Here is a 22,173-nt window from a genome sequence, read left to right as displayed (position 1 = left end):
TTCCGGCTTCTTGATATGAGAAAAGCGGGCCAAGGCCCGCTTTTCTTCATGCTGTCTTATTATCCCGTGCGCTCTCTTAGTGGTGGCTAAGACTCCTGCGCACCCGTAGGCACTATGCTTACCGCATGGTTGCCCTTGGGACCAGACTGCATTTCAAACATGACGGGCTGACCTGCTTTAAGGGTCTTGTAACCCTGCATGTCGATGGTGGAGTAGTGAGCGAAGATGTCATCCCCCCCTCCGTCCGGACAGATAAACCCAAATCCCTTTGCGTTGTTGAACCACTTCACCGTTCCGGTAGCCATACTTCTACGTCCTTAGTCAAATTCCACTTAAAGCCGTTGAGTCGGTATCCATTGCCATTTATAACTGTCTCAATGGGTTAGACAGAGGGTGCCAATGGTTACCAGTTAACCAATCTAGTATAAATAATCACCGAGTCAAGGGGTTGATCTCCGCCTTGTGGAGCCAGCTCTCAGTGATGTTGACAAGTTAAACCATGCAGGTAGTAATTAAAGACAAGGGGTAGGGAGCCATGAGCAAGACGCAGGCGTCATCGACCTATCAGCCGGCCCAGGCGCAGACTGATTTGGCGTTGCAGCCGCCACCCATGTACAAGGTAGTGCTCAACAATGATGACTACACCCCCATGGATTTTGTAATTGAGGTGTTGCAGAAGTTTTTTCGAATGGAGTTGGACAAGGCAACCCAGATCATGTTGTCGGTTCACTATCATGGTAAGGGGATTTGCGGGGTCTATACGGCCGAGATAGCGGAAACCAAGGTGGCGCAGGTCAATCAGTACGCCCGAGATAATGAGCATCCACTGCTCTGTACCATGGAAAAGGCCTAGTGCCCGGTCAGAGCCATATCTGTTTTTGGGGAGGTGCCCATGCTGAGCAAGGAACTGGAACAAACCCTCAACTACGCCTTCAAAGAAGCGCGTGATGCCCACCACGAGTTCATGACGGTCGAGCACCTGCTGCTGGCCTTGCTGGACAATCAATCTGCCAAGGAGGCCTTGCTGGCCTGCGGCGCGGATGTGGAGCAGCTGCGTCAGGAGATCGTCAGCTTCATCAATCAAACAACCCCGCTGATCCCCCATGATGACCATGAGCGAGAGACCCAGCCGACCCTTGGTTTCCAGCGGGTCCTGCAGCGTGCCGTGTTCCATGTCCAGTCTTCGGGGCAGGCGGAGGTGTCTGGCGCCAACGTCTTGGTGGCCATCTTTGGTGAACAGGAGTCTCAGGCGGTTTACTTCCTGAAGAAAACCGATATCAGCCGACTGGATGTGGTCAATTACCTCTCCCACGGTGTCCGCAAGGATGCCGGTAGCGGTGAGGGGCATGCAGGCATGAGCAACAACAGTGAGTCCGAGAGCATGCCGGATGAGGCGGCAGGCTCTATCGAGAATTTTGTGGTGAATCTGAATCAGAAGGTTATCGAGGGGCGTATCGATCCCCTGATTGGCCGGGATGATGAGCTAAACCGCACCATTCAGATTTTGTGTCGCCGCCGCAAGAACAATCCGCTGCTGGTGGGCGAGGCCGGGGTGGGTAAGACCGCCATCGCCGAAGGCTTGGCCTATCGCATCGTGCGGCAGGAAGTGCCCGAGGTAATGATGAACAATGTCATCTATTCCCTCGATATGGGTGCCCTGCTGGCGGGCACCAAGTATCGCGGTGACTTTGAAAAACGCTTCAAGGTGCTGCTCAAGCAGCTGGAGAAGCAAGACGGGGCCGTGCTGTTTATCGATGAGATCCACACCATCATAGGGGCCGGCGCCGCCTCAGGCGGTCAACTGGATGCCGCCAACCTGATCAAGCCTATCCTGTCGTCCGGTCAGCTGCGCTGCATCGGCTCCACCACCTATCAGGAGTACGCCCAGATCTTCGAGAAGGACCATGCCTTGGCACGGCGCTTCCAGAAGGTAGACATCACAGAGCCCTCGGTGGATGACACGGCGCGTATCCTGATGGGACTGAAGAGCCGCTACGAGGAGCATCACAGCGTACGCTACACCAGCAAGGCACTGCGTGCTGCGGCTGAGCTGGCGGCCAAATACATCAACGAGCGCCATCTGCCGGACAAGGCCATCGATGTCATCGACGAGGCGGGGGCCAGCCAGCGCATGTTGCCGGTCAGCAAGCGCAAAAAGGTCATCAATGTCGGCGAGATAGAGGCGATCGTCGCCAAGATTGCCCGCATCCCGGAGAAGTCTGTCTCTTCCTCCGACAAAGAGGTGCTCAAGAATCTGGAGCGTAATCTCAAGATGGTGGTGTTTGGTCAGGACAAGGCCATTGGCGTGCTGACCGATGCCATCCGCTTGAGCCGTTCCGGCCTGGGCAATGAGCGTAAGCCGGTGGGTTCCTTCCTGTTTGCAGGCCCCACCGGGGTGGGCAAGACGGAAGTCACCCAGCAGCTGGCTCGCCTGCTGGGGGTCGAGTTGCTGCGCTTTGACATGTCCGAGTACATGGAACGCCATACGGTCTCTCGCTTGATCGGGGCGCCTCCTGGTTATGTGGGCTACGAGCAGGGGGGACTGCTCACCGATGCGGTGCTCAAGCATCCGCACTCTGTGGTGCTGCTGGATGAGATCGAGAAGGCGCACTCCGATGTGTTCAACCTGCTGCTGCAGGTGATGGATAATGGCACCCTGACGGACAACAATGGCCGCAAGGCCGATTTTCGCAACGTCATCTTGGTGATGACCACCAACGCCGGTGTGACGGAAACCCAGCGGCAGTCCATTGGCTTCAAGCAGCAGGATCACAGCTTTGATGCCATGTCGGTGATCAACCGGACCTTCAGTCCTGAGTTCCGGAACCGGCTGGATCAGATCATCTGGTTCAACCAACTGGACATGCCGGTCATTCACCAGGTGGTGGACAAGTTCATCGTCGAACTGCAAGCTCAGCTGGATGCCAAGGGCGTGTCACTGGAGGTCACCGAAGGTGCTCGTGTCTGGCTGGCGGAGAAGGGCTACGACCGCAGCATGGGCGCCCGGCCCATGGCCCGGGTCATTCAAGAGAAGCTCAAGAAACCCCTGGCCAACGAGCTGCTGTTTGGTGAGTTGGTCTCTGGTGGTACCGTGAAGGTGGAGTTACGGGGCGATGAACTGCACCTGGAGTGCACACCCCATCAGGCCGCGGTCTGCCACTGATGCCTAAATAGACAAAGCCCGGCAGATGCCGGGCTTTGTATTTGGCGGAATCAGCGAGAGCGGAAAACGATGCGGCCCTTGGAGAGATCGTACGGGGTCAGCTGAACGGTAACTTTGTCGCCGGTCAGGATACGAATGTAGTTTTTGCGCATCTTGCCTGAGATGTGAGCGGTCACCACATGGCCGTTTTCCAGTTCAACACGGAACATGGTGTTTGGCAGGGTTTCCAAAATGGTACCTTGCATCTCAATACTGTCTTCTTTCGCCATTTAATCCTCGAGATAGCCTCTATAAAAAACGTGCGGATCATGCCGGATTTAGTGGTGAGTGTAAAGTTCACTCAGCGGGACAGGGTGTTTTTTTCCACTCTTGCTCAATGAGTTGTTCATGGGGCAGGTATTGGGTTTTGTAATTCATCTTGCGACATGCCTCTATCTGGTAACCCAGATAGAGCCACTGTTTGCGCATGCGGCGCGCCAGGGCTATCTGGCTGAGAATGGCGTAGGCGCCCAATGAACGGGACTCTTCTTCCGGTTCAAACAAGGTGTACATGGCACTGAGGCTGTTAGGCATGGCGTCCGTGATGGCGACGGCGATGAGTCGGTGGCCGGAGTGAAATTCCATGAACAGCGGGGGCATCCAGCTGCACAGCAAAAACCCGTCGTACTGTTTGCGGCTGGGGGGATACATGGTGCCGTCTTTGTGTCGCAGACTGATGTAGCGACAAAAGAGGTCATAATATTCGGGCTTATCCTGGTGACTCAGGGTGAAGGAGAGATCCTGATTGCGTCGCAGAATACGGCGTTGGCGGCGATCCGGGGTAAACTCATCCACCGGAATGCGTAACGAACAGCAAGCCTGACATCCTTGGCAATGGGGGCGATAGAGATCATCGCCACTGCGACGGAATCCTGCCTTGAGCAGTTCTTCATAGCTGGTCGGAGAGAGGCGATTGGGATCCAGCAACACCATGAGGCGCTCCCGTTGTTCCGCTAGATAGCTGCACTTTTGCTCCGGGGTTAACCCTACCTTCAGGGCCATCTCAGTCACACTATTACCTCTTGATACCGCCAACAGGCGGGGTCTATGGTTTCATCCCGGCATCTGGCCAGCTGTGCCATGAAGCGCGCCCTAGGCCACTCTACCACGCCAAGTGTCTCCAAATGACTATTTTGCATCTGGCAGTCGATCAAGCGACCGCCCCACCTGTGCCAGTGGCGACATAAATAATAGAGCGCCAGCTTGGAGGCGTTGGTATCTCGGGAAAACATGGATTCACCGCAGAACAGACTGCCGACGGCCAGGCCATACAGGCCGCCTACCAGCTGTTCATCCCGCCATATTTCTATCGAATGTGCCAGTCCCAGGCTGTGCAGCTGCAAATAGGCCTGCTGCATCTCCTGGCTGATCCAGGTGTCTTCACAATCCCGTCGAGGAGCCGCACAGGCGGCAATGACCTGGGCAAAGTCCCGGTTAATCCAGCAGCTCACCGTCTGGCGTCTGAGTTGCTTTTGCAGCGAGCGGGAACAATGCATGGCGTCAGGCTGCAGCACACCACGCGGATCGGGGGACCACCAGAGAATGGGTTGATGGGCACCAAACCAGGGAAAAATGCCCTGACGGTAGGCCAGCAAGATCCGTTGTGGGCTCAGATCACCGCCGATGGCCAACAAGCCGTTGGGCTGGCTTAGGGCCAGCTCCACTGGCGGAAACGCCAGTTCAGACTCGTCCAGCTGCACCAGCTCCATGCTGTACTCCGTAATAAGACGACCGCGTTAGGCACACTAACCGAGCCGTCAGCCAAGGTAAACCACAAACAAAAAGGGTGTGAAGCCGGTTCACACCCTTGGGTTGGACGGGAGACTATCTAGCCTTGCCCGTCCAAGTAACGCTCTGCATCCAGGGCCGCCATACAGCCGGTGCCGGCAGAGGTGATGGCTTGGCGATAGATGTGATCCGCCACATCCCCGGCGGCAAAGACCCCGGGAATACTGGTCTGGGTGGCAAAGCCCTCGCTGCCGCTCTTGACCTTGAGATAGCCGTGATTCATCTCCAGCTGACCTTCAAACAAGGCGGTATTGGGGCTGTGACCGATAGCGATAAACACCCCCATGACCTCCAGCTGCTCCAGGCTGCCATCCTGGGTGCTCTTGAGCTGCAGGGCGGTGACCCCCATCTCGTCACCCTGCACTTCTTCCAGGGTTCGGTGAACGTGCAGCTTGATGATGCCTTGCTCTACCTTGTCCTGCAGGCGTTTGAGCAGGATTTTCTCGGCGCGAAAGCCGTCACGGCGGTGGATCAGATGCACCTCGGAAGCGATGTTGGCCAGGTACAGGGCCTCTTCCACGGCGGTGTTACCTCCTCCCACCACGGCCACCTTCTGATTGCGATAGAAGAAGCCGTCGCAGGTGGCACAGGCCGAAACACCACGCCCCATGAAGGCGCTCTCTGAGGGCAGCCCCAGATAACGGGCCGAGGCTCCGGTGGCAATGATCAGGGCATCACAGCTGTACTCGCCACTATCGCCTTTGAGGTAGAAGGGCTTCTGGTCCAGCCGCGCTTCGGTAATGTGGTCGAAGATGATCTCGGTGTCGAAATGCTCGGCGTGAGCCTTCATCTTATCCATCAGGCCTGGACCTGTCAGGCCTTCGGCATCGCCAGGCCAGTTCTCGATCTCAGTGGTAGTGGTCAGCTGTCCGCCTTGCTGCATCCCGGTGATCAGGACCGGATTGAGGTTGGCGCGGGCGGCATAGACGGCGGCTGTGTATCCCGCAGGACCAGACCCCAGGATCAGCAGCTTGGCGTGCTTGATTTGGCTCATGACGTATTCCTTTTCAACGAAGAGTCCCGATTGTAGGGAAATGGCTTTGAGGGGTAAAGAATGGAGAGGAGATAAAGGTAATCGAAATGTTATATGGCTGTGGCATAGCGCTGGTGATGCGATTTTTATGCATTCATATGCATATGCCTCCTTGGTGTGGGCCCTGTATCAACCTTGGCTTAACCACAGGGTATGTGGCAATCGCCAATATAAACGTGATAACGCTGGCCAAAAGCATCGCATGGCGGCTAGCTTGCCATATATTTGTCGAGAAAACGGCCATTCCCCTATGGTCTCGGGCTGCGGGATCACGTAGACTGCTTCACGCAATAGCTATGCGAACATTGTGTATTTTTATTTAGATTGCATCTGGCGGCTCCCATGGCATTGGGTGGTTTTTTAATCTGGTCGGAGCACGATAATTTGATCTCTGTCGCTGGTTGACAGTTTGGGTGACTGAACTTATAACAATGCGGAGATAATCTCTAAAAGTAAGTCAAAGGATGGAATAATATGCTGGAAGAGAACAGTAGACTGAGGGAGCTTGACAGGATAGATCGCAACATTCTTAACGAGCTGCAAAAGGATGGCCGCATTTCGAATGTTGAACTGTCAAAACGGGTAGGACTCAGCCCTACACCCTGTCTGGAGCGGGTGCGTCGCCTGGAACGGCAGGGGTTTATCGAAGGCTACACCGCCATTCTTAATCCCCATTATCTGGATGCCTCCCTGCTGGTATTCGTCGAGATCACCTTAAACCGTGGTGCCCCTGACGTGTTCGAGCAATTCAACAAGGCGGTTCAGACCCTGGAGGAGATCCAGGAGTGTCATCTGGTCTCGGGTGACTTCGATTACCTGCTCAAGACCCGGGTATCGGACATGTCTGCCTATCGTCGCCTGCTGGGGGAAACCCTGCTGCGTCTCCCCGGCGTGAATGACACCCGTACCTATGTGGTGATGGAAGAAGTCAAACAGACCAATCGGCTGGTGATTAACAACCGTTGAGTCATGACGGTTGGCGGATGGTCACAGATGGGCGTTAACTGAGCGGCTTGGCCGCTCATTTCCTATTTGTATACTGGCAACTCCCTCCGGGTATAATAGCGCCCAATTTTGCAGGCCCTGCCTGCCGTTTTTGTTAGTCGTGCATCAAGGAGTCGGGTTTGACCGCGAGGAAGTTCACTCCCATTTCAGGTTTACAGCGCATTTTTGAAACGGGACTCATCGTTCTGAGCCTGGGAGCATTGTTCCTGCTGCTGGCCCTGCTGACCTATCATCCCTCCGATCCGGGCTGGTCCCAGACCGCCTGGGGCGGCAAGATCCATAACTCCGCCGGCGCAGCCGGTGCCTGGACCGCCGATCTCTGTTTCTTCATCTTTGGGATCTTTGCTTACTTGCTGCCGGCCTTGCTGGTGTTTATTGGCTGGAGCATCTTCTGGCGGCCCTATCGGCTGACCAGTGTTAACTACTTCACCCTGGGGCTGCGCTTGGTCGGCTTCCTAGTGTTGTATCTAGGCATGGCGGGACTGGGCAGCATGCACTTCCCGGACATTCACAGCTTTAGTTGTGGTGGTCTGGTGGGCGACATGCTTGGTACCCAGCTGCATCCGCTGTTTGGCGATCTGGGCACGACCCTGGTGCTCTTGTGTGCCACTGCTACCGGTATCACGCTGTTTACCGGCTGGTCCTGGTTGATGATCGCCGAATACCTGGGTCTGGCGGTGACCGGCAGCCTGCAGCTCTTCACTCAGCCCGGCGAGGTGTTCCGTCGTCTAGTCCGTCGCCCGGCTCCGGCCGTTGGGCCTGAAGAATTCTTCGATGATGAAGATGATGACGAGGAAATGCCGTCAGCGTCCCGCTTTGTTACCCCGCGTGCCGAGGTGCCCGTCAAGCCGGCACCCCGCTTTGCGCCGGCCAAGCGTACTGTGGCGGCCGAGCCGTCCCTGGCACTGAGCGACGAGGATGAGGATGACTGGGAGCCGGCCATCGATCTGGGTGCCCTGCATGAGACGCCGGCCCCGACGCCCCCGCGTCAACCGGCCAAGGTCGAGGCCGACTTTACCCCCGTCATGGGGCTGTCGGTGGCGGACGATGACGATGATGTGAGCCTGCCCTGGGGCACAGACAGTGCCGAGCCGGCACCCAGTCGGCCCGCGACTGGACCCAGCAGTCAACCTCAGCCGCTGGTAGTGCCCAAACCCAGACCCAAACCCCTGGGGGAGTTGCCGTCGCTGAACCTGCTGGATACGCCGCCGGTGCGTCAGAGCATGATGAGCCCGGATGAACTGGAGCGGATTGCCCGTCTGGTGGAAGCCAAGCTGGCCGATTACAACGTGCAGGCCAAGGTGGTGGGTGTCTATCCGGGTCCTGTGATCACCCGGTTTGAGCTGGAGCTGGCCCCTGGCATGAAGGCCAGCAAGATCACCGGCCTGTCTCGGGACCTGGCCCGCTCCCTGTCGGCGGTGAGTGTGCGGGTGGTGGAGGTGATCCCCGGCAAGCCCTACGTGGGACTCGAGTTGCCCAACCGTCATCGGCAGACCGTCTATCTCAAGGAGGTGCTGGACTCAGAGCGCTTCCGGCAGTCGGACAACCCCCTGACCATGGTGCTGGGCCAAGACATCGCCGGCGAGTCCGTGGTGGTGAACCTGGCCAAGATGCCCCACGTGCTGGTGGCGGGTACCACGGGCTCCGGTAAGTCCGTCGGGGTCAATGTCATGATCCTCTCCATGCTCTACAAGGCCACGCCGGAACAGGTGCGCTTCATCATGATCGACCCCAAGATGCTGGAGCTGTCGGTCTATGAAGGCATTCCGCATCTGTTGACCGAGGTGGTCACCGACATGAAGGACGCCGCCAACGCCCTGCGCTGGTGTGTCGGGGAGATGGAGCGACGCTACAAGCTGATGTCGGCCATGGGGGTGCGTAACCTCAAGGGCTTCAACGCCAAGGTGGCGGCGGCCCAGGCCAGCGGTAATCCCATCAAGGATCCCTTCTGGCGACCCGGCGACTCCTTCGATGAAGAGGCACCGGACCTGGAAACCCTGCCCAGTATCGTGGTGATCATCGACGAATTCGCCGACATGATGATGATCGTCGGCAAGAAGGTGGAGGAGCTCATCGCCCGGATCGCCCAGAAGGCACGGGCGGCCGGCATCCACCTGGTGCTGGCTACCCAGAGGCCGTCGGTGGACGTGATCACCGGCCTCATCAAGGCCAACATCCCCACCCGGGTGTCATTCCAGGTCTCATCGAAGATTGACTCCCGTACCATACTCGATCAGCCGGGGGCCGAATCCCTGCTGGGCATGGGGGACATGCTCTATCTGCCAGCCGGCGACAGTACGCCGACCCGGGTGCACGGCGCTTTCGTGGATGACCACGAGGTGCATAAGGTGGTGGCGGACTGGAAGCTCAGAGGCGAACCCAACTATATCGACGAGATCTTGAACGGCGAGGTGACGGCGGAGAGCCTGTTGCCGGGTGAGCAGCCGGATCTCAACGGTGAGGATCTGGATCCCTTGTTTGACGAGGCGGTGGCCTTCGTGGTGGAGTCCCGCCGGGGCTCTACTTCCAGCGTACAACGGCGTTTCAAGATAGGTTACAACCGTGCGGCCCGTCTGGTGGACCAGATGGAGGCCCAGGGAATCGTGAGTCCACCCGGCTCCAATGGCCAGCGGGAAGTGCTGGCACCGGCGCCCATGAGAGATTAAGCATGAAGAAGACAGTTCGCTTGTTGACCGCGGCCCTGCTGGCCGGTTATCTGCTGCCTTCCTGGGCCGACGATGCCCAGGAGCTTAAGACCTTGTTGGGTCAGGTGAAGCAGTTCTCGGCGCATTTTCAGCAGCAGGTGTTTGATGTGGAGGGGCAGCCGCTGCAGCAAGCCAGCGGTGAGCTGCTGGTGTCCCGTCCGGATCGCTTCCGTTGGGAGACCCAACAACCGGATGAAAGCCTGATCCTCTCCGATGGCAAGTCGGTATGGCTCTATGATCCCTTCGTCGAGCAGGTTTCCATCACCACACTGGCCGATGCGGTGGTCAACACCCCCTTCCTGCTCATCTCCAGCACGGATCCCTCCCTCTGGGCCCGCTACGATGTGCTCAAGGAGGAGAACGCCTTCACCGTGACCAGCAAGCAAAAGGGGCAGCGCATCGAGTCGTTGCGTCTCATCTTTGGCCAGAACGGTCAACTGAGTCGCTTCGAGGTCAATGAGACCCAGGGCCAGCGCAGCGAATTCGAGCTGAGCCAGTACAATGCCCAGCCAGTGGTAAAGGCCGGCACGTTCCGCTTTGAGGTGCCCAAGGGCGTCACGGTGGACGATCAACGCTGATGGGTAATCTCAGCCTGGACTTCGCCCCGGACTTTCGCCCCTTGGCGGCCCGGATGCGGCCCCAGCGGCTGGAGCAATACATAGGTCAGTCTCACCTGCTGGGGCCGGATAAGCCACTGCGCCGTGCCCTGGAGGCCGGCCAGTGTCACTCCATGATCCTCTGGGGGCCGCCCGGTACCGGCAAGACCACACTGGCCGAGCTGATGGCCCTGTGCTGTCAGGCGGAGGTGGAGCGGCTCTCGGCGGTGACCTCCGGGGTCAAGGAGATCCGTGCCGCCATCGACCGGGCCAAGGACAACCAATACCGAGGCCGGCGCACCCTGCTGTTTGTCGATGAGGTGCACCGCTTCAACAAGAGCCAGCAGGATGCCTTCCTGCCGCACATCGAGGATGGCACCATCATCTTCGTGGGCGCCACCACCGAAAATCCCTCCTTCGAACTCAATAACGCCCTGCTCTCCCGGGCCCGGGTCTATCTGCTCAAGCGCCTGAGCGACGAGGAGATTGCCGCCGTGATCCAGCAGGCGCTCACCGATGAGCGTGGCTTGGCGGGGCAGGGGCTTGAGTTTGCTCCCGGTGCCCTGGACGGGCTGGTGCGACTGGTGGAGGGGGATGCCCGCCGGGCGCTCAACTACCTGGAGCTGCTGGCGGATCTGGCGGTGGAGCAGGGGGGCCAGCGGCGCATCGATCCGGATCTGCTGGCGGCGGTGAGTGGCGAACGGGTGGCGCGTTTTGATAAGGGCGGCGATCTCTATTACGACCTGATCTCCGCCCTGCACAAGTCCATCCGCGGCTCGGATCCCCAGGCGGGGCTTTACTGGTATGCCCGCATCGTGGCGGCGGGCGGCGATCCCCTCTACGTGGCGCGCCGTCTGCTGGCCATCGCCTCCGAGGATGTGGGCAATGCCGATCCCAAGGCCATGCAGGTGGCCCTGGCCGCCTGGGATTGCTTCGAGCGGGTGGGACCGGCCGAAGGGGAACGGGCCATCGCCCAGGCGGTGGTCTATCTGGCCTGTGCTCCCAAGAGCAATGCGGTGTATGTAGCTTGGAAGGCGGCGCTCCAAGATGCCCGAGAGTTGCCCGATTTCGAGGTCCCGCCGCACCTGCGCAATGCCCCCACCAAGCTGCTGGCCGAGCTGGGTTACGGTGCCGAGTACCGTTATGCCCACGATGAGCCCGGTGCCTATGCTGCCGGTGAGTGCTATCTGCCGCCTGAGCTGGCCGCACGGCGCTATTACGAGCCCTCAGAGCGAGGGCTGGAGAAGCAGATCCGCCAGAAACTCGACTACCTGGCCGAGTTGGACGCCCAGAGCAACCTCCAGCGCTATCCCGGCGGAAAATAGCGGTTTTTCCCATTACAAGCCGGGGTGGCTTTGTTAGACTGAGCGCCATTTATGGGCGGTGATACCGTCCGAGCCCGCCGGCTCACCCCATTGAAGTCATTTGTCTAAGACGAGCAGGTTACCATGCTAGATCCCAAATATTTGCGTGCCGACATCGACGAGGCCGCCCAACGACTGGCCCAACGTGGCTACACCCTGGATGTGGCCAAGATCAATGCCCTGGAGGAGCAGCGCAAGGTGCTGCAGACCCGCACCCAGGAGCTGCAGGCCGAGCGCAACGCCCGTTCCAAGGCCATCGGTGACGCCAAGCGCCGTGGTGAAGATACCGCCCCCCTGATGGCCCAGGTGGGCTCCCTGGGTGCCGAGCTCGACAGCTGCAAGCAACAGCAGGATGCGGTGCTGGCGGAAGTCGAGGCGCTGGCCTTGACCCTGCCCAACCTGCCCCATGAGAGCGTGCCTGTGGGGCGGGACGAAAGTCAAAACCAGGAGGTGCGCCGCTGGGGTACCCCCCGCAGCTTTGACTTTGACGTCAAGGATCATGTGGCCTTGGGCGAGGGGCTCAAGGGGCTGGATTTTGAGGCGGCCACCAAGCTCTCCGGCGCCCGATTCGTGGTGATGCAGGGGCAGATCGCCCGGCTGCACCGTGCCTTGGCGCAGTTCATGCTCGATCTGCACACCCAGCAGCACGGCTATACCGAATGCTACGTGCCCTACCTGGTGAATGCCGACAGCCTGCAAGGCACCGGCCAGTTGCCCAAGTTTGCCGACGATCTGTTCCATACCGCCATCAATGGGGAAGGGGACGACGAGGGCAAGGTGCGCCGTTTCTCCCTGATCCCCACCGCCGAGGTGCCGCTCACCAACCTGGGCCGCGACGTGATCTTCGATGAGAAGGCCTTGCCGGTGAAGCTCACCGCCCACAGCCCCTGCTTCCGCTCCGAAGCTGGCTCCTACGGTCGCGATACCCGCGGTCTCATCCGTATGCACCAGTTCGACAAGGTGGAGATGGTACAGTTGGCGCATCCGGAGCAGAGCTGGGAGGCCCTGGAGGAGATGGTGGGACACGCCGAGAAGGTGTTGCAGCTGCTGGAGCTGCCCTACCGGGTGATGGCGCTGTGTACCGGGGACATGGGCTTTAGCGCCGCCAAGACCTACGATCTGGAAGTCTGGCTGCCGGCGCAGAATACCTACCGGGAGATTTCTTCTTGCTCCAACTGCACCGACTTCCAGGCCCGCCGCATGCAGGCCAGGGTGCGCGGTGCCGATGGCAAGCCCATGCTGCTGCACACCCTGAACGGCTCCGGCCTGGCGGTGGGCCGCACCCTGGTGGCCGTGCTGGAGAACCATCAGCAGGCGGATGGCCGTATCGCCGTGCCGGCCGTACTGCAGCCCTATCTGGGTGGCCTGACCCACATCGGCTGAGGTCGTCACGGTCTGAAAAGGGGTCGGACACGAGCGTGTCCGACCCCTTTTTGCTGGCCGCTGACCGGGCAACTTTTGCAAGCAATCGGAAATCGTTTTTGCTAGAATGCGCCGCACTTTTCCTACTCCAGCGGAGCGCTTGTGGTCTGGGTTGATTACGCCATCTTGGCAGTGATAGCTCTGTCTTCTCTCATCAGTCTGATCCGCGGGTTCGTCAAGGAAGCCCTGTCCCTGGCAACCTGGTTCGTGGCCTTCTTCATCGCCAGTCATTTCTATGCCGATCTGGCGGTGTATTTCACCTCCCTGCAAGAAGAGTTGCTGCGCAACGGTGTGGCCATCATAGCCCTGTTTGTGGCGACCCTGATCCTGGGGGGTATCGTCAACTACCTCATCTCCACCCTGGTGGACAAGACGGGGCTGTCCGGCACGGATCGAATCCTGGGCATCTGCTTTGGCGCCATCCGCGGTGTGCTGATCGTCAGCGCCCTGCTATTTTTCATGGACACCTTTACCTCTGCCAGTCAGAGCTTCTGGTGGCAACAGTCTAAATTAATCCCGGAATTTGGCGTCGTGGTGAGCTGGTTTTTCGAGTTCATGAAGTCGTCGTCGAGTTTCATCAAGTAACGTTAGAGCCTAAAGGAACATCAAGACATGTGTGGTATCGTCGGTATTGTTGGCACCACTCCGGTCAACCAGGCGTTGTATGACGCCCTGACCGTGTTGCAGCACCGTGGCCAAGATGCGGCTGGCATCGTGACCATCGAAGATGGTACGTTCAAGCAGCGTAAGGCCAATGGGCTGGTCAAGGACGTGTTTGAAACCCGCCACATGCAGCGGCTCAAGGGCAACATCGGCATCGGCCATGTGCGTTATCCCACCGCCGGCAGCTCCAGTGCCGCCGAGGCCCAGCCTTTCTACGTCAATTCTCCGTTTGGCATTGCCTTGGCCCACAATGGCAACCTGACCAACGCCAAAGATCTGCGGGATCAGCAGTTCAAGGTGGCCCGCCGCCACATCAACACCACCTCTGATTCTGAAGTTTTGTTAAACGTTTTCGCTCACGAGCTGGATCTGCTGCTGCATGACCAGCCTCGTTTGCAGCCTTCTGACATCTTTACTGCCATCCAGCAGGTGCATAAGCAGATCCGTGGCGCCTATGCGGTGGTGTCGGTGATCATAGGTCACGGCCTGGTCGCCTTCCGCGATCCCAACGGTATCCGTCCCCTGGTGATCGGTCGTCGTCTGAGCGAGGAGGGGGGCATAGAGTACATGGTGGCCTCCGAGAGCGTGGCCCTGGATGTGTTGGGCTTCGATCTGATGCGGGACGTGGAACCCGGTGAGGCCGTGTACATCACAGAGTCGGGCCAGCTGTTCACCCAGCAGTGTGCCCAGGATGCCAAGCTGTGCCCCTGCATCTTCGAATACGTCTACTTTGCTCGTCCTGACTCCTTCATCAACCAGGTTTCCGTGTATGCCGCCCGGGTGCACATGGGCCAGAAGCTGGGTGAGAAGATCAAGCGCCAGTGGGAAGACCTGGACATTGATGTGGTGATCCCCATCCCCGAGACCTCCTGCGATATCGCCCTGGAGATCGCCCAGCGTCTGGGGCTGCCTTATCGCCAGGGCTTCGTGAAGAACCGCTACATCGGCCGTACCTTCATCATGCCGGGACAAAAGCAGCGCAAGAAGTCGGTGCGCAACAAGCTCAATGCCATCAGCTCCGAGTTCAAGGGTAAGAAGGTGCTGCTGGTGGATGACAGCATAGTGCGGGGGACCACCTCAGGCCAGATCATCGACATGGCCCGGGAGGCCGGGGCGGCCAAGGTGTACTTTGCCTCAGCGGCGCCCGAGATACGCTTCCCCAACGTCTATGGCATCGACATGCCCACCGCCAATGAGCTGATCGCCCATGGCCGGGATGTGGAGGAGATCTGCAAGCTCATCGGGGCCGACGGCCTGATCTTTCAGGATCTCAAGGATCTGGAAGAGGCGGTGCGTGAGGGCAATCCGGCCATCAGCCAATTTGAGACCTCGGTATTCAATGGTCAGTACGTGACCCAGGACGTGGATCAGAACTACCTGGACTTCCTCAACAACCTCCGCAGCGATGATGCCAAGGCGGTACGGGAGTGGAACGAAGGGGTGGCGGATCTGGAGCTGTATAACGGCGAGAACTGAGTTCTCCTGGCTTGTCGCCTCTAACAGGCTTGCCCGATGGCAAGCCTGTTTTATTTTGTGGCCGGAAGGGATAAAAAAAACCGAAGCCAAGGCTTCGGTTTTTTATCGCCTTGTTAAGGCGTTTACTTGGGTTCGCCGATGGGCAGCACGCTGCGGCCGAACTTTTCGTTCAGTACTTCGGCCATGGCCAGGTAGATGGCGGAGGCACCACAGACGATGCCTTCAAAGCCGGCCAGGGTCCCCAGGGCCGCGTTGCCGGTGAAGTCCTTGATGGCCAGCAGGAAGAACAACACCACCAGGGAGCCGAACACGAACTGCAGCGCCTTGGGACCTTTCAAGGTGCCGAGGAACATGAACAGGGTGAAGATACCCCACACCAGCAGGTAGAAACCCATGGCGGTGGCGTCAGCCGCGTCGGCCCAGCCCAGCTTGGGCAGCACCAGCAGGGCCACCAGGCTCAGCCAGAAAAAGCCGTAGGAGGTGAAGGCGGTCAGGCCGAAGGTGTTGCCCTTCTTAAACTCCAGAATACCGGCGATGACTTGAGCGGCACCACCATAGGCCAGACCCATGGCCAGGATCATGGCGCTCAGGCTGATGAAGCCGGCGTTGTGGATGTTGAGCAGCACTGTGGTCATGCCGAAGCCCATCAGGCCCAGGGGGGCCGGGTTGGCCAGGTTTCCGTTCACGATATGTTCTCCATATACAAAGAAGACAGGCCTTGGCCTGTCATGACTGGGGTTAATTTCGCGGCGATTCTAGAGAGGGCCGGCAAGGCACGCAAGAGGTGGCGCGAAAAAGAGTCTGGCTCTGGACCAAGGCAGGCGGTGCCTGCCTTGGTTTGGCGTTATTTGACTTCGTTGCCGCTGGTCTGTCCCTGGGCAAACAGTGCCAGGTTGTTGAGGGTGGTACCGGCAATGGCCAGCAGGGCCTCCCGGGTCAGAAACGCCTGGTGACCGGTAAACAGCACGTTGTGACAGGCGGAGAGGCGGCGGAAAGTATCGTCGGTGATCACCTCGTTGGACTTGTCTTCAAAGAACAGCTCTTCTTCTTCTTCATAAACATCCAGGCCAAGGGCACCGATCTTGCCCTGCTTAAGGGCATCGATGGCGGCGACGGAGTCCAGCAGGCCACCGCGACTGGTGTTGATGATCATCACCCCCGGCTTCATCTTGGCGAACGCCTCGGCGTTGAGCAGGTGATAGTTCTCCTTGAACAGGGGGCAGTGCAGGCTGATGACATCGGATTGGCGCAGCAGGGTATCTACGTCCACATACTCAGCCCCCAGCTCGACGGCGGCGGGATTGACATAAGGGTCGCTCACCAGCAGCTTCATGCCAAAGCCTTTGAGGATCCGCAGGGTGGCGATGCCTATCTTGCCGGTGCCTATGATGCCGGCGGTCTTGCCGTGCATGTTAAAACCCACCAGACCGTCCAGCGCAAAATTGGCATCCCGGGTGCGCTGATAGGCCTTATGGATACGGCGGTTCAGGGTCATCATCAGGCCGATGGCATGCTCGGCGACGGCTTCGGGAGAATAGGCTGGAACCCGCACCACCTCTAGGCCGAGCCGTTGTGCCGTGTCCAGATCCACATTGTTGTAGCCGGCGCAGCGCATGGCGATGATGCGGGTGCCATTGGCCGCCAGTTCCTCGAGGACCTGGGCATCCAGCTCATCGTTCACAAAGGCGCAGACGGCATCATAGCCATGGGCCAGGCGGGCGGTCTTGTGCTCCAACCGGACATCGAAGTAGTCAATGTGGAACTGGAAGTCCTGGTTGGCCTGCTGGAAATAGTCACGATCATAGGCCTTGCAACTGAACAGAGCGATTTTCATAGGGCTGACCTCGTAGATAACCTGTAATTAAATTACAACTTCACGTTAAAAAGTCCAGTGGCTTGTGAAAAAAGGGGGCTATAAAGTTCCCTTTCCGATAAACCTCGCCGATTTTCCTGTCAGTTTGTAACAAAATTTCATGTTTTGCCAGGCACGCCAGTCTCGGCCCCGATTGTACAAAAAATAGTTGAAACCTGTTTATGAATACAGTACTGTTTGCCTATACAGTATCGCAGTAACCAATTCAGGATGAAACGGAGGTGGCTATGGGTGTCTTTGTCAACGGCATGTATGTGGGGCATGAGATTTATCCGGGTGTCTACGCTGAAGAGCGCACCGGCCCCAGCTGGATGATACGTAAGGAAAATGAAAGCGGCTGGCCCTGCCGAGTGGGTGAAATCAAGGGCGCCGAACTGGGGGAGTTCCTGGCCTGCAACTGCCTGGGCAAGGAGCGAGGGCGAGCCAGCAATCTAATGACGGCTGTGCGTTATTTGCTGAATTAAGCAAACGGGGCGCCAAGACGCCCCGCTTCATTCTGCAGCTTGATGTATCTGCTAGACCCAGGAGACCTTGATAGGGTTCTTGCCTCCCTCCCAGGTCACCCGCTTGGGTAACAGCAGGGTGAGGTATTGCGGCACTTCTTCTGGCGTTGCGTGGGATTTGTAGTCGCGGCTCATCCAGGACACCTTGATCTGTGGTGCCGTGTTGCGCCACTCCACATGACGGTGAGCCACGGTTTCCACCTTGGCTTGCTGGAGGGCGGCAAATTTTTGCCGAATGGCATCGGTTGCCGCCTTGGCTACCACCCAGGGAAAGTGCTGGATCGGTCGCAGCAGACGCCAGCTCACCTGGCGCCCCTTCTTGAGGGCGGCCTCGTCCACCATGGCAGCTTCCATGGTGATCTGGCGCTTGGCGATACCGCTTAGCACCCACACCAGCTTGAATTGACCCTCGGTGTGTTCTGTATTTTGTTCTTGCATGACAACCCCCTATGACGACAACCCAGAGTAAAGCCTTCAGCTGCAGGTGCTTGCGTTGTAATAGTGTGATCCCGTGCCGGTAAGCGGCGGAGCAAGATCCTGACATCCAGCCTGGTCGGGCAAGGCCCGTACCTGTTAACAGTATATGCATGCCCAGGTGGATGCGAAGCACCAGGCAATTGGATTTGCATTCATGTCGCAAAAAAGTCGATGATGTGCCTCCATTTTCATCAACTGGATCACATACATGGCGCTTAAGGCCACCATCTTCAAAGTCAATCTCAACGTGGCCGACACGGATCGCGGTGTTTACCTGCAGTGTCCCCTGACCCTGGCCCGCCACCCCTCGGAAACCGATGAACGTATGATGGTGCGGCTGTTGGCCTGGGCGCTCAATGCCGATGAGCGGCTGGAGTTTACCAAGGGGCTGTGCGCCGATGATGAACCCGAGTTGTGGTTGAAATCCTATGCCGGCGAAATAGAGCACTGGATCGAGGTGGGACTACCGGATGAGCGTCGGCTGAAGAAGGCCTGTCATCGCGCCAAACAGGTGACCCTGTATGCCTATGGCGGCCGGGCCGTCTCGGTCTGGTGGCAGCAAAACAGTCAGGCGCTGCAGCGCTATGACAATCTCACCATCATAGAGCTGGCCAGCGATTCTACTCAGCAACTGGCGGCTGCAGCGGAGCGGGCCATGGAGTGTCAGGTGACCATCACGGATGGGGACGTCTGGCTCAGTTGTGGCGACATAAACCTGCAACTAGATTGGACAAGGCGCTATCCCGTCTGATGTTCTCTGCATGAAAAAGGCGTCGTAAGACGCCTTTTTTCGTTTTGAATTACTCTTCGTCGTCTTGCGTGGGGAAGTACCACCAGCCCCGGTTGACGAGGTCGGTCAGCCATTGGCACAGGGCCGCGTCCTGACAGGCCGCCAGCAAGGCTGCCTGGCTAGGCGCCGGATCATCGGCCAGCATACGGGCCAGCTCTGCGCCCGCCGCTGGTACTTCGATGGTTTCGCCGAGGATAAACAGCCGCTGCGGCGCCTCGTCCAGATAGAGGCAGCGCACCCCGCCTTGCCGGTACAATCCCAGCTCCGCCAGGTTTTCCTTCACCTCTTGTGGGCTGAAGGGGGGTTCCACCGGCTGTTCGTCCAGCTCATGCCGTGCCTGGCTCAAGAAGCCCGCCAACCAATGAGAAAACTCAGCCTCGTCTTGCAGCTGGGCCAGCATCAACTGCCGCAGCCCGGCCAGTTCACTGGACTGGATCTGACCTGGATGGGCGCGGGGCTGCAACTCAGGATCGGCGTAGCGCTGGCCGCCCAGCTCCTTATCCAGCAGGTGGTCGGCGAAGCTACACAAGAGTTCTCGGCCAGTGGGTGCGCGAAAGCCCACCGAATAGTTCAACGCCGGTTCCAGCGCATAACCATCGTGGGGAAAGCCTGGCGGTATGTAGAGCATGTCGCCCGGATTGAGTTCCACATCGATGATGGGCTCGAAGGGATCGACCTGCAGCAGATCCGGGTGGGGTGTGTGTTGGCGGTGCTGACCTCTTTCACCCACTCGCCAGCGACGGCGACCCATGCCCTGAATGATGAACACATCATATTGATCCAGATGGGGTCCCACGCCACCGCCGGGCAGCGAATACGAGATCATGAGATCATCCAACCGCCAGTTGGGCAGTCCGCGAAAGGGGGCGACCAGGGCATTGACCGGTTCGAACCAGTGATCCACCGCCTGCACCAGCAGCGACCAGTCCTTGTCACCCCAGGCGTCAAACGATTCGAAGGGACCCTGGGCAACCTGCCACGTATCTGCCAGCCGGGCGACGATGCGGCTATCGAGCTCCGCCTCCATGGCTAGCCCGGCCAACTCTTCCGGACTGATGGGGTCGATAAAGTTGGTAAAGGCACCCCGGATCACCAGAGGACGCTTTTGCCAGTGCTGCGGCAGAAATTCCTGCCAGTTGAGGTTGAGCTGGTACATGCAAGCCTCACTTAGGCCAAGAGCCTGAGCGTGTTTGAAAATTTGAGGAGGGAAGGGCAGACGGCCGGCGCCGTCTGCGCAGAGATTATAGCGGTTTGGCGTTTTGGATCACGGCCTGCAGATCGTCCGGTGAGCGAGGCGCACCACGCAGGGCCTGGTCACCCACGAAGAAGGCCGGAGTGCCGGTGACACCCAGCTGTTGGGCCAGCTGGTGGTTGGCCTGAATGGTTTTCTCCACGGCCGGATCGGCCATGGCGGTCTTGATCGCGCTCCAGTCCAGCTTCAGGGATTTGGCCACCTCGGCCAGCTGATCCTCGCTCTTGATGCTGCCCTGATAAGACATCAGGGCATTGTGAAAGGCCAGGTACTGCTTGGGGGCCACCTTATGCACGGCCAGCGCTGCCTTGGCCGCCAGCACAGAGCCTTCGCTCAGGATGGGGAATTCCTTGTAGACGTGGCGCAGCTTGGGGTTTTCGTCAATCACGGCGTTCAGGCTGGGCCAGGCGCGCTTGCAGTAGCCACAGTTGTAGTCGATGAATTCTACCAGGGTCAGGGTGGCATCCGCCGGCCCGCCGCTGGGGTCGGCCGGATTGTGATACAGCGCCTTGGCATACTGTTTGAGCAGGCGAGTGTCCTCGGCCTCCTGGGCGGCCTGCTGCTTGGCGCGCAGGGCATCGGACATCTCGATGAGGATCTCCGGGTGATTTACCAGGTATTGATGAACGATCTGCTCAATCTCGGCCTGATTGGCTGGGGCGGCGGTCAGGCTCAGGGGTAACAGGCCGGCCAGGGCGGTGGCGAGCAGGCGGGTCTTGATGGTCATAACAATGGGTTCCATGAAAAATGCACCGTTATATAGTGGGAGGCTAAGGGGACAAGTCAAGCAAATCTGCGCCGGGGCCCAGCGGTTGCGCGTGGCGGCACAAAAATATGATTTACTCGTACATTCAGCGACATAGTGATTTACTTTCGTCGTTGGCTTGGTAACATGCCGCACGCTGTGGAGGGGTGGCAGAGCGGCTTAATGCAACGGTCTTGAAAACCGTCGATGGGCGACCATCCGTGGGTTCAAATCCCACCCCCTCCGCCAATTATTGAGCCTGGGCTGATGCCCGGGCTTTTTTGTATCCGTCTTCCAGCCGATGAGGCACCGGGTCTATGGGCTCCGCAGTGCGTGTTGCGCCGGGGCGGGTAGAGGCGGCAGCCAGCCTTGCTCGACAAAAAAACGGCGGGCCCCGGGGTGCAACGGCAGGCCACCGGCTTCGCCTATCATCTGCTGGCGATCCAGCTGGCTTAAGGCCGGGTGCAGGCGCCTGAGTTGGGGCAGGCGATTGAACACCTGCTGGGTGATGCGGTAGGCCAGGGCCTCGTCGATCTGCGGGCCGGCGATGAGGCCTGCCGGCATGCCGATGGTCTTGATGGCCTCATCCACGCCAGGGTAGAGGTCCGCCGGGATCCGGGTGCGCTGGTAATAGGGGTGGGTTTGCAGCAGCCGGTCCACGGCCTCTCCCTCCACAGGGATAAGCCGGATGGGACAGAGGCTGGCGGCCTCACTGATGGCGCTGCTGGGGTGGCCCACCACATAGGCGTAGGCGTCTATCTGTCCTTCACACAGGGCTTGCGCACGCTCACTGCCCGGCAGATGCGACAGTGCCGCCACGGTTTCGTCCGGCCAGGCCATGGCCTGCAGCAGCAGGCGCATGGTGCTGTTGTCACCGGAGCCCGGATTGCCGATGTCCAGCCGCTTGCCGGCCAGATCTGCCAATGAGCCGATGCCGCTGTCCTGACGGGTCACCAGGGTCAGGGCTTCTTGATGCACGTTGAACAGCCGATAGAGGGCCGGCGGCGGGCTGGTGGTGAGCTGGACATCCGATTGCACCAGCGCCAGGCTCAGATAACCCCGGCTCAAGGCCGCAAGGTTGTCTGCCGAGCCCCCGGTGGCCACCACCTGGCAGGGCAGCTTGGCCGGGGCCCGGGCCAGCAGGCGGCACAGGGCACCGCCTGCAGGATAGTAGACACCGGTCAGGCTACCTGAGCCGATCAGCAGATCCGGGGCGGCCCTGGCCGGGGAAACGGCGCCCAGCAGCAACAGGCTGAACAAGTAAAGCAATGGGCGCATG

At 59.1% G+C, this 22,173-nt stretch carries 22 protein-coding genes and 1 tRNA gene; 12 read left to right on the top strand and 11 right to left on the bottom strand.

Translation table 11 applies throughout. From position 1 onward, the window contains the following. Positions 1 to 86: 86 nt before the first annotated feature. Positions 87 to 305 carry a cold shock domain-containing protein CspD gene (gene cspD / locus ABD847_RS14430; protein ID WP_345014269.1) on the bottom strand — a complete coding sequence of 73 codons (219 nt, stop codon included), beginning with the start codon at positions 303 to 305 and terminating at the stop codon, positions 87 to 89. A gap of 230 nt (positions 306 to 535) precedes the next feature. On the opposite strand from cspD, the gene clpS reads away from it, so the two are divergent. After that, positions 536 to 853 (top strand): ATP-dependent Clp protease adapter ClpS, encoded by a 318-nt coding sequence (gene clpS, locus ABD847_RS14425; protein WP_345014267.1) that lies wholly within the window; start codon positions 536 to 538, stop codon positions 851 to 853. A 39-nt stretch (positions 854 to 892) separates the two neighbouring features. After that, entirely contained in the window at positions 893 to 3,163 is a 2,271-nt protein-coding gene (clpA, locus tag ABD847_RS14420) for an ATP-dependent Clp protease ATP-binding subunit ClpA (RefSeq protein WP_345014265.1), read from the top strand. A gap of 50 nt (positions 3,164 to 3,213) precedes the next feature. Here clpA and infA read toward each other — a convergent pair whose 3' ends face one another. The 4 genes from infA to trxB all read right to left on the bottom strand — a co-directional run bounded on the left by infA (position 3,214) and on the right by trxB (position 5,984). Next, a complete protein-coding gene (gene infA, locus ABD847_RS14415) occupies positions 3,214 to 3,432 on the bottom strand; it encodes a translation initiation factor IF-1 (protein WP_014291892.1) in 219 nt (72 codons plus the stop codon). Positions 3,433 to 3,499: 67 nt separating this feature from the next. Further along, positions 3,500 to 4,204 carry an arginyltransferase gene (locus ABD847_RS14410; protein ID WP_345014370.1) on the bottom strand — a complete coding sequence of 235 codons (705 nt, stop codon included), beginning with the start codon at positions 4,202 to 4,204 and terminating at the stop codon, positions 3,500 to 3,502. Positions 4,205 to 4,209: 5 nt separating this feature from the next. Beyond that, the gene (gene aat, locus ABD847_RS14405) at positions 4,210 to 4,911 is read right to left on the bottom strand and encodes a leucyl/phenylalanyl-tRNA--protein transferase (protein WP_345014254.1); all 702 of its coding nucleotides are present in this window, start codon (positions 4,909 to 4,911) and stop codon (positions 4,210 to 4,212) included. 119 nt (positions 4,912 to 5,030) lie between these two features. After that, on the bottom strand, positions 5,031 to 5,984 hold the full coding sequence (trxB, locus tag ABD847_RS14400; RefSeq protein WP_345014251.1) for a thioredoxin-disulfide reductase: 954 nt from the start codon (positions 5,982 to 5,984) through the stop codon (positions 5,031 to 5,033). Positions 5,985 to 6,497: 513 nt separating this feature from the next. Here trxB and lrp point away from each other — a divergent pair. The 7 genes from lrp (at position 6,498) to purF (ending at position 15,254) form a co-directional block, all read left to right on the top strand. After that, the gene (lrp, locus tag ABD847_RS14395) at positions 6,498 to 6,989 is read left to right on the top strand and encodes a leucine-responsive transcriptional regulator Lrp (protein ID WP_345014248.1); all 492 of its coding nucleotides are present in this window, start codon (positions 6,498 to 6,500) and stop codon (positions 6,987 to 6,989) included. Positions 6,990 to 7,147: 158 nt separating this feature from the next. After that, positions 7,148 to 9,694 (top strand): DNA translocase FtsK, encoded by a 2,547-nt coding sequence (locus ABD847_RS14390; protein ID WP_345014246.1) that lies wholly within the window; start codon positions 7,148 to 7,150, stop codon positions 9,692 to 9,694. A 2-nt stretch (positions 9,695 to 9,696) separates the two neighbouring features. Further along, positions 9,697 to 10,311: an outer membrane lipoprotein periplasmic chaperone LolA gene (gene lolA, locus ABD847_RS14385; RefSeq protein ID WP_345014244.1), complete on the top strand. Its 615-nt coding sequence runs from the start codon at positions 9,697 to 9,699 to the stop codon at positions 10,309 to 10,311. Further along, positions 10,311 to 11,654 (top strand): replication-associated recombination protein A, encoded by a 1,344-nt coding sequence (locus tag ABD847_RS14380; RefSeq protein ID WP_345014241.1) that lies wholly within the window; start codon positions 10,311 to 10,313, stop codon positions 11,652 to 11,654. Before lolA ends, ABD847_RS14380 begins: the two co-directional genes overlap by 1 nt. A gap of 123 nt (positions 11,655 to 11,777) precedes the next feature. Then, positions 11,778 to 13,076, top strand: a complete 1,299-nt coding sequence (gene serS, locus ABD847_RS14375; protein ID WP_345014239.1) for a serine--tRNA ligase — start codon at positions 11,778 to 11,780, stop codon at positions 13,074 to 13,076. A 141-nt stretch (positions 13,077 to 13,217) separates the two neighbouring features. Continuing rightward, positions 13,218 to 13,700, top strand: coding sequence for a CvpA family protein (locus ABD847_RS14370; protein WP_345014237.1), 483 nt, complete (start codon positions 13,218 to 13,220; stop codon positions 13,698 to 13,700). A 27-nt stretch (positions 13,701 to 13,727) separates the two neighbouring features. After that, on the top strand, positions 13,728 to 15,254 hold the full coding sequence (purF, locus tag ABD847_RS14365; RefSeq protein ID WP_345014235.1) for an amidophosphoribosyltransferase: 1,527 nt from the start codon (positions 13,728 to 13,730) through the stop codon (positions 15,252 to 15,254). Between the two features lie 122 nt (positions 15,255 to 15,376). Here purF and satP read toward each other — a convergent pair whose 3' ends face one another. Together satP and ABD847_RS14355 are read right to left on the bottom strand one after the other, a co-directional pair. Then, positions 15,377 to 15,940: an acetate uptake transporter gene (satP, locus tag ABD847_RS14360; RefSeq protein WP_345014233.1), complete on the bottom strand. Its 564-nt coding sequence runs from the start codon at positions 15,938 to 15,940 to the stop codon at positions 15,377 to 15,379. Between the two features lie 158 nt (positions 15,941 to 16,098). Continuing rightward, the gene (locus ABD847_RS14355) at positions 16,099 to 17,088 is read right to left on the bottom strand and encodes a 2-hydroxyacid dehydrogenase (protein ID WP_345014231.1); all 990 of its coding nucleotides are present in this window, start codon (positions 17,086 to 17,088) and stop codon (positions 16,099 to 16,101) included. A 266-nt stretch (positions 17,089 to 17,354) separates the two neighbouring features. Between ABD847_RS14355 and ABD847_RS14350 the strand changes: the two genes are divergently transcribed. After that, on the top strand, positions 17,355 to 17,591 hold the full coding sequence (locus ABD847_RS14350; RefSeq protein ID WP_345014229.1) for a hypothetical protein: 237 nt from the start codon (positions 17,355 to 17,357) through the stop codon (positions 17,589 to 17,591). A gap of 51 nt (positions 17,592 to 17,642) precedes the next feature. Here ABD847_RS14350 and ABD847_RS14345 read toward each other — a convergent pair whose 3' ends face one another. After that, entirely contained in the window at positions 17,643 to 18,068 is a 426-nt protein-coding gene (locus ABD847_RS14345) for a hypothetical protein (RefSeq protein WP_345014227.1), read from the bottom strand. Positions 18,069 to 18,315: 247 nt separating this feature from the next. Between ABD847_RS14345 and ABD847_RS14340 the strand changes: the two genes are divergently transcribed. After that, on the top strand, positions 18,316 to 18,858 hold the full coding sequence (locus tag ABD847_RS14340) for a YaeQ family protein (RefSeq protein WP_345014225.1): 543 nt from the start codon (positions 18,316 to 18,318) through the stop codon (positions 18,856 to 18,858). Between the two features lie 49 nt (positions 18,859 to 18,907). On the opposite strand, the gene ABD847_RS14335 is transcribed toward ABD847_RS14340, so the two are convergent. After that, entirely contained in the window at positions 18,908 to 20,053 is a 1,146-nt protein-coding gene (locus tag ABD847_RS14335; protein ID WP_345014223.1) for a ribosomal protein uL16 3-hydroxylase, read from the bottom strand. Between the two features lie 85 nt (positions 20,054 to 20,138). After that, positions 20,139 to 20,891, bottom strand: a complete 753-nt coding sequence (locus tag ABD847_RS14330) for a DsbA family protein (RefSeq protein WP_345014221.1) — start codon at positions 20,889 to 20,891, stop codon at positions 20,139 to 20,141. Positions 20,892 to 21,055: 164 nt separating this feature from the next. On the opposite strand from ABD847_RS14330, the gene ABD847_RS14325 reads away from it, so the two are divergent. Continuing rightward, positions 21,056 to 21,143, top strand: a tRNA-Ser gene (locus tag ABD847_RS14325). A 66-nt stretch (positions 21,144 to 21,209) separates the two neighbouring features. Here the strand turns inward: ABD847_RS14325 and ABD847_RS14320 are convergent. Beyond that, the gene (locus ABD847_RS14320; protein WP_345014219.1) at positions 21,210 to 22,172 is read right to left on the bottom strand and encodes a TAXI family TRAP transporter solute-binding subunit; all 963 of its coding nucleotides are present in this window, start codon (positions 22,170 to 22,172) and stop codon (positions 21,210 to 21,212) included. Position 22,173 lies beyond the last annotated feature (1 nt).

Source organism: Pseudaeromonas paramecii (genome assembly GCF_039540575.1).
Taxonomy (GTDB): domain Bacteria; phylum Pseudomonadota; class Gammaproteobacteria; order Enterobacterales; family Aeromonadaceae; genus Pseudaeromonas; species Pseudaeromonas paramecii.
The sequence above is the reverse complement of the archived record's forward strand: the minus strand, read 5'-3'. Positions and strand labels throughout refer to the sequence as shown.

Bases quoted from the DNA above. Each gene is read 5' to 3' on its own strand.
- purF (WP_345014235.1), top strand. From the start codon at position 13,728: ATGTGTGGTATCGTCGGTATTGTTGGCACCACTCCGGTCAACCAGGCG.
- cspD (WP_345014269.1), bottom strand. From the start codon at position 305: ATGGCTACCGGAACGGTGAAGTGGTTCAACAACGCAAAGGGATTTGGG.
- ABD847_RS14320 (WP_345014219.1), bottom strand. From the start codon at position 22,172: ATGCGCCCATTGCTTTACTTGTTCAGCCTGTTGCTGCTGGGCGCCGTT.
- ABD847_RS14335 (WP_345014223.1), bottom strand. From the start codon at position 20,053: ATGTACCAGCTCAACCTCAACTGGCAGGAATTTCTGCCGCAGCACTGG.
- ABD847_RS14345 (WP_345014227.1), bottom strand. From the start codon at position 18,068: ATGCAAGAACAAAATACAGAACACACCGAGGGTCAATTCAAGCTGGTG.
- aat (WP_345014254.1), bottom strand. From the start codon at position 4,911: ATGGAGCTGGTGCAGCTGGACGAGTCTGAACTGGCGTTTCCGCCAGTG.
- ABD847_RS14330 (WP_345014221.1), bottom strand. From the start codon at position 20,891: ATGGAACCCATTGTTATGACCATCAAGACCCGCCTGCTCGCCACCGCC.
- clpS (WP_345014267.1), top strand. From the start codon at position 536: ATGAGCAAGACGCAGGCGTCATCGACCTATCAGCCGGCCCAGGCGCAG.
- lrp (WP_345014248.1), top strand. From the start codon at position 6,498: ATGCTGGAAGAGAACAGTAGACTGAGGGAGCTTGACAGGATAGATCGC.
- ABD847_RS14380 (WP_345014241.1), top strand. From the start codon at position 10,311: ATGGGTAATCTCAGCCTGGACTTCGCCCCGGACTTTCGCCCCTTGGCG.
- clpA (WP_345014265.1), top strand. From the start codon at position 893: ATGCTGAGCAAGGAACTGGAACAAACCCTCAACTACGCCTTCAAAGAA.
- ABD847_RS14355 (WP_345014231.1), bottom strand. From the start codon at position 17,088: ATGAAAATCGCTCTGTTCAGTTGCAAGGCCTATGATCGTGACTATTTC.
- ABD847_RS14410 (WP_345014370.1), bottom strand. From the start codon at position 4,204: ATGGCCCTGAAGGTAGGGTTAACCCCGGAGCAAAAGTGCAGCTATCTA.
- lolA (WP_345014244.1), top strand. From the start codon at position 9,697: ATGAAGAAGACAGTTCGCTTGTTGACCGCGGCCCTGCTGGCCGGTTAT.
- trxB (WP_345014251.1), bottom strand. From the start codon at position 5,984: ATGAGCCAAATCAAGCACGCCAAGCTGCTGATCCTGGGGTCTGGTCCT.
- serS (WP_345014239.1), top strand. From the start codon at position 11,778: ATGCTAGATCCCAAATATTTGCGTGCCGACATCGACGAGGCCGCCCAA.
- ABD847_RS14340 (WP_345014225.1), top strand. From the start codon at position 18,316: ATGGCGCTTAAGGCCACCATCTTCAAAGTCAATCTCAACGTGGCCGAC.
- ABD847_RS14350 (WP_345014229.1), top strand. From the start codon at position 17,355: ATGGGTGTCTTTGTCAACGGCATGTATGTGGGGCATGAGATTTATCCG.
- infA (WP_014291892.1), bottom strand. From the start codon at position 3,432: ATGGCGAAAGAAGACAGTATTGAGATGCAAGGTACCATTTTGGAAACC.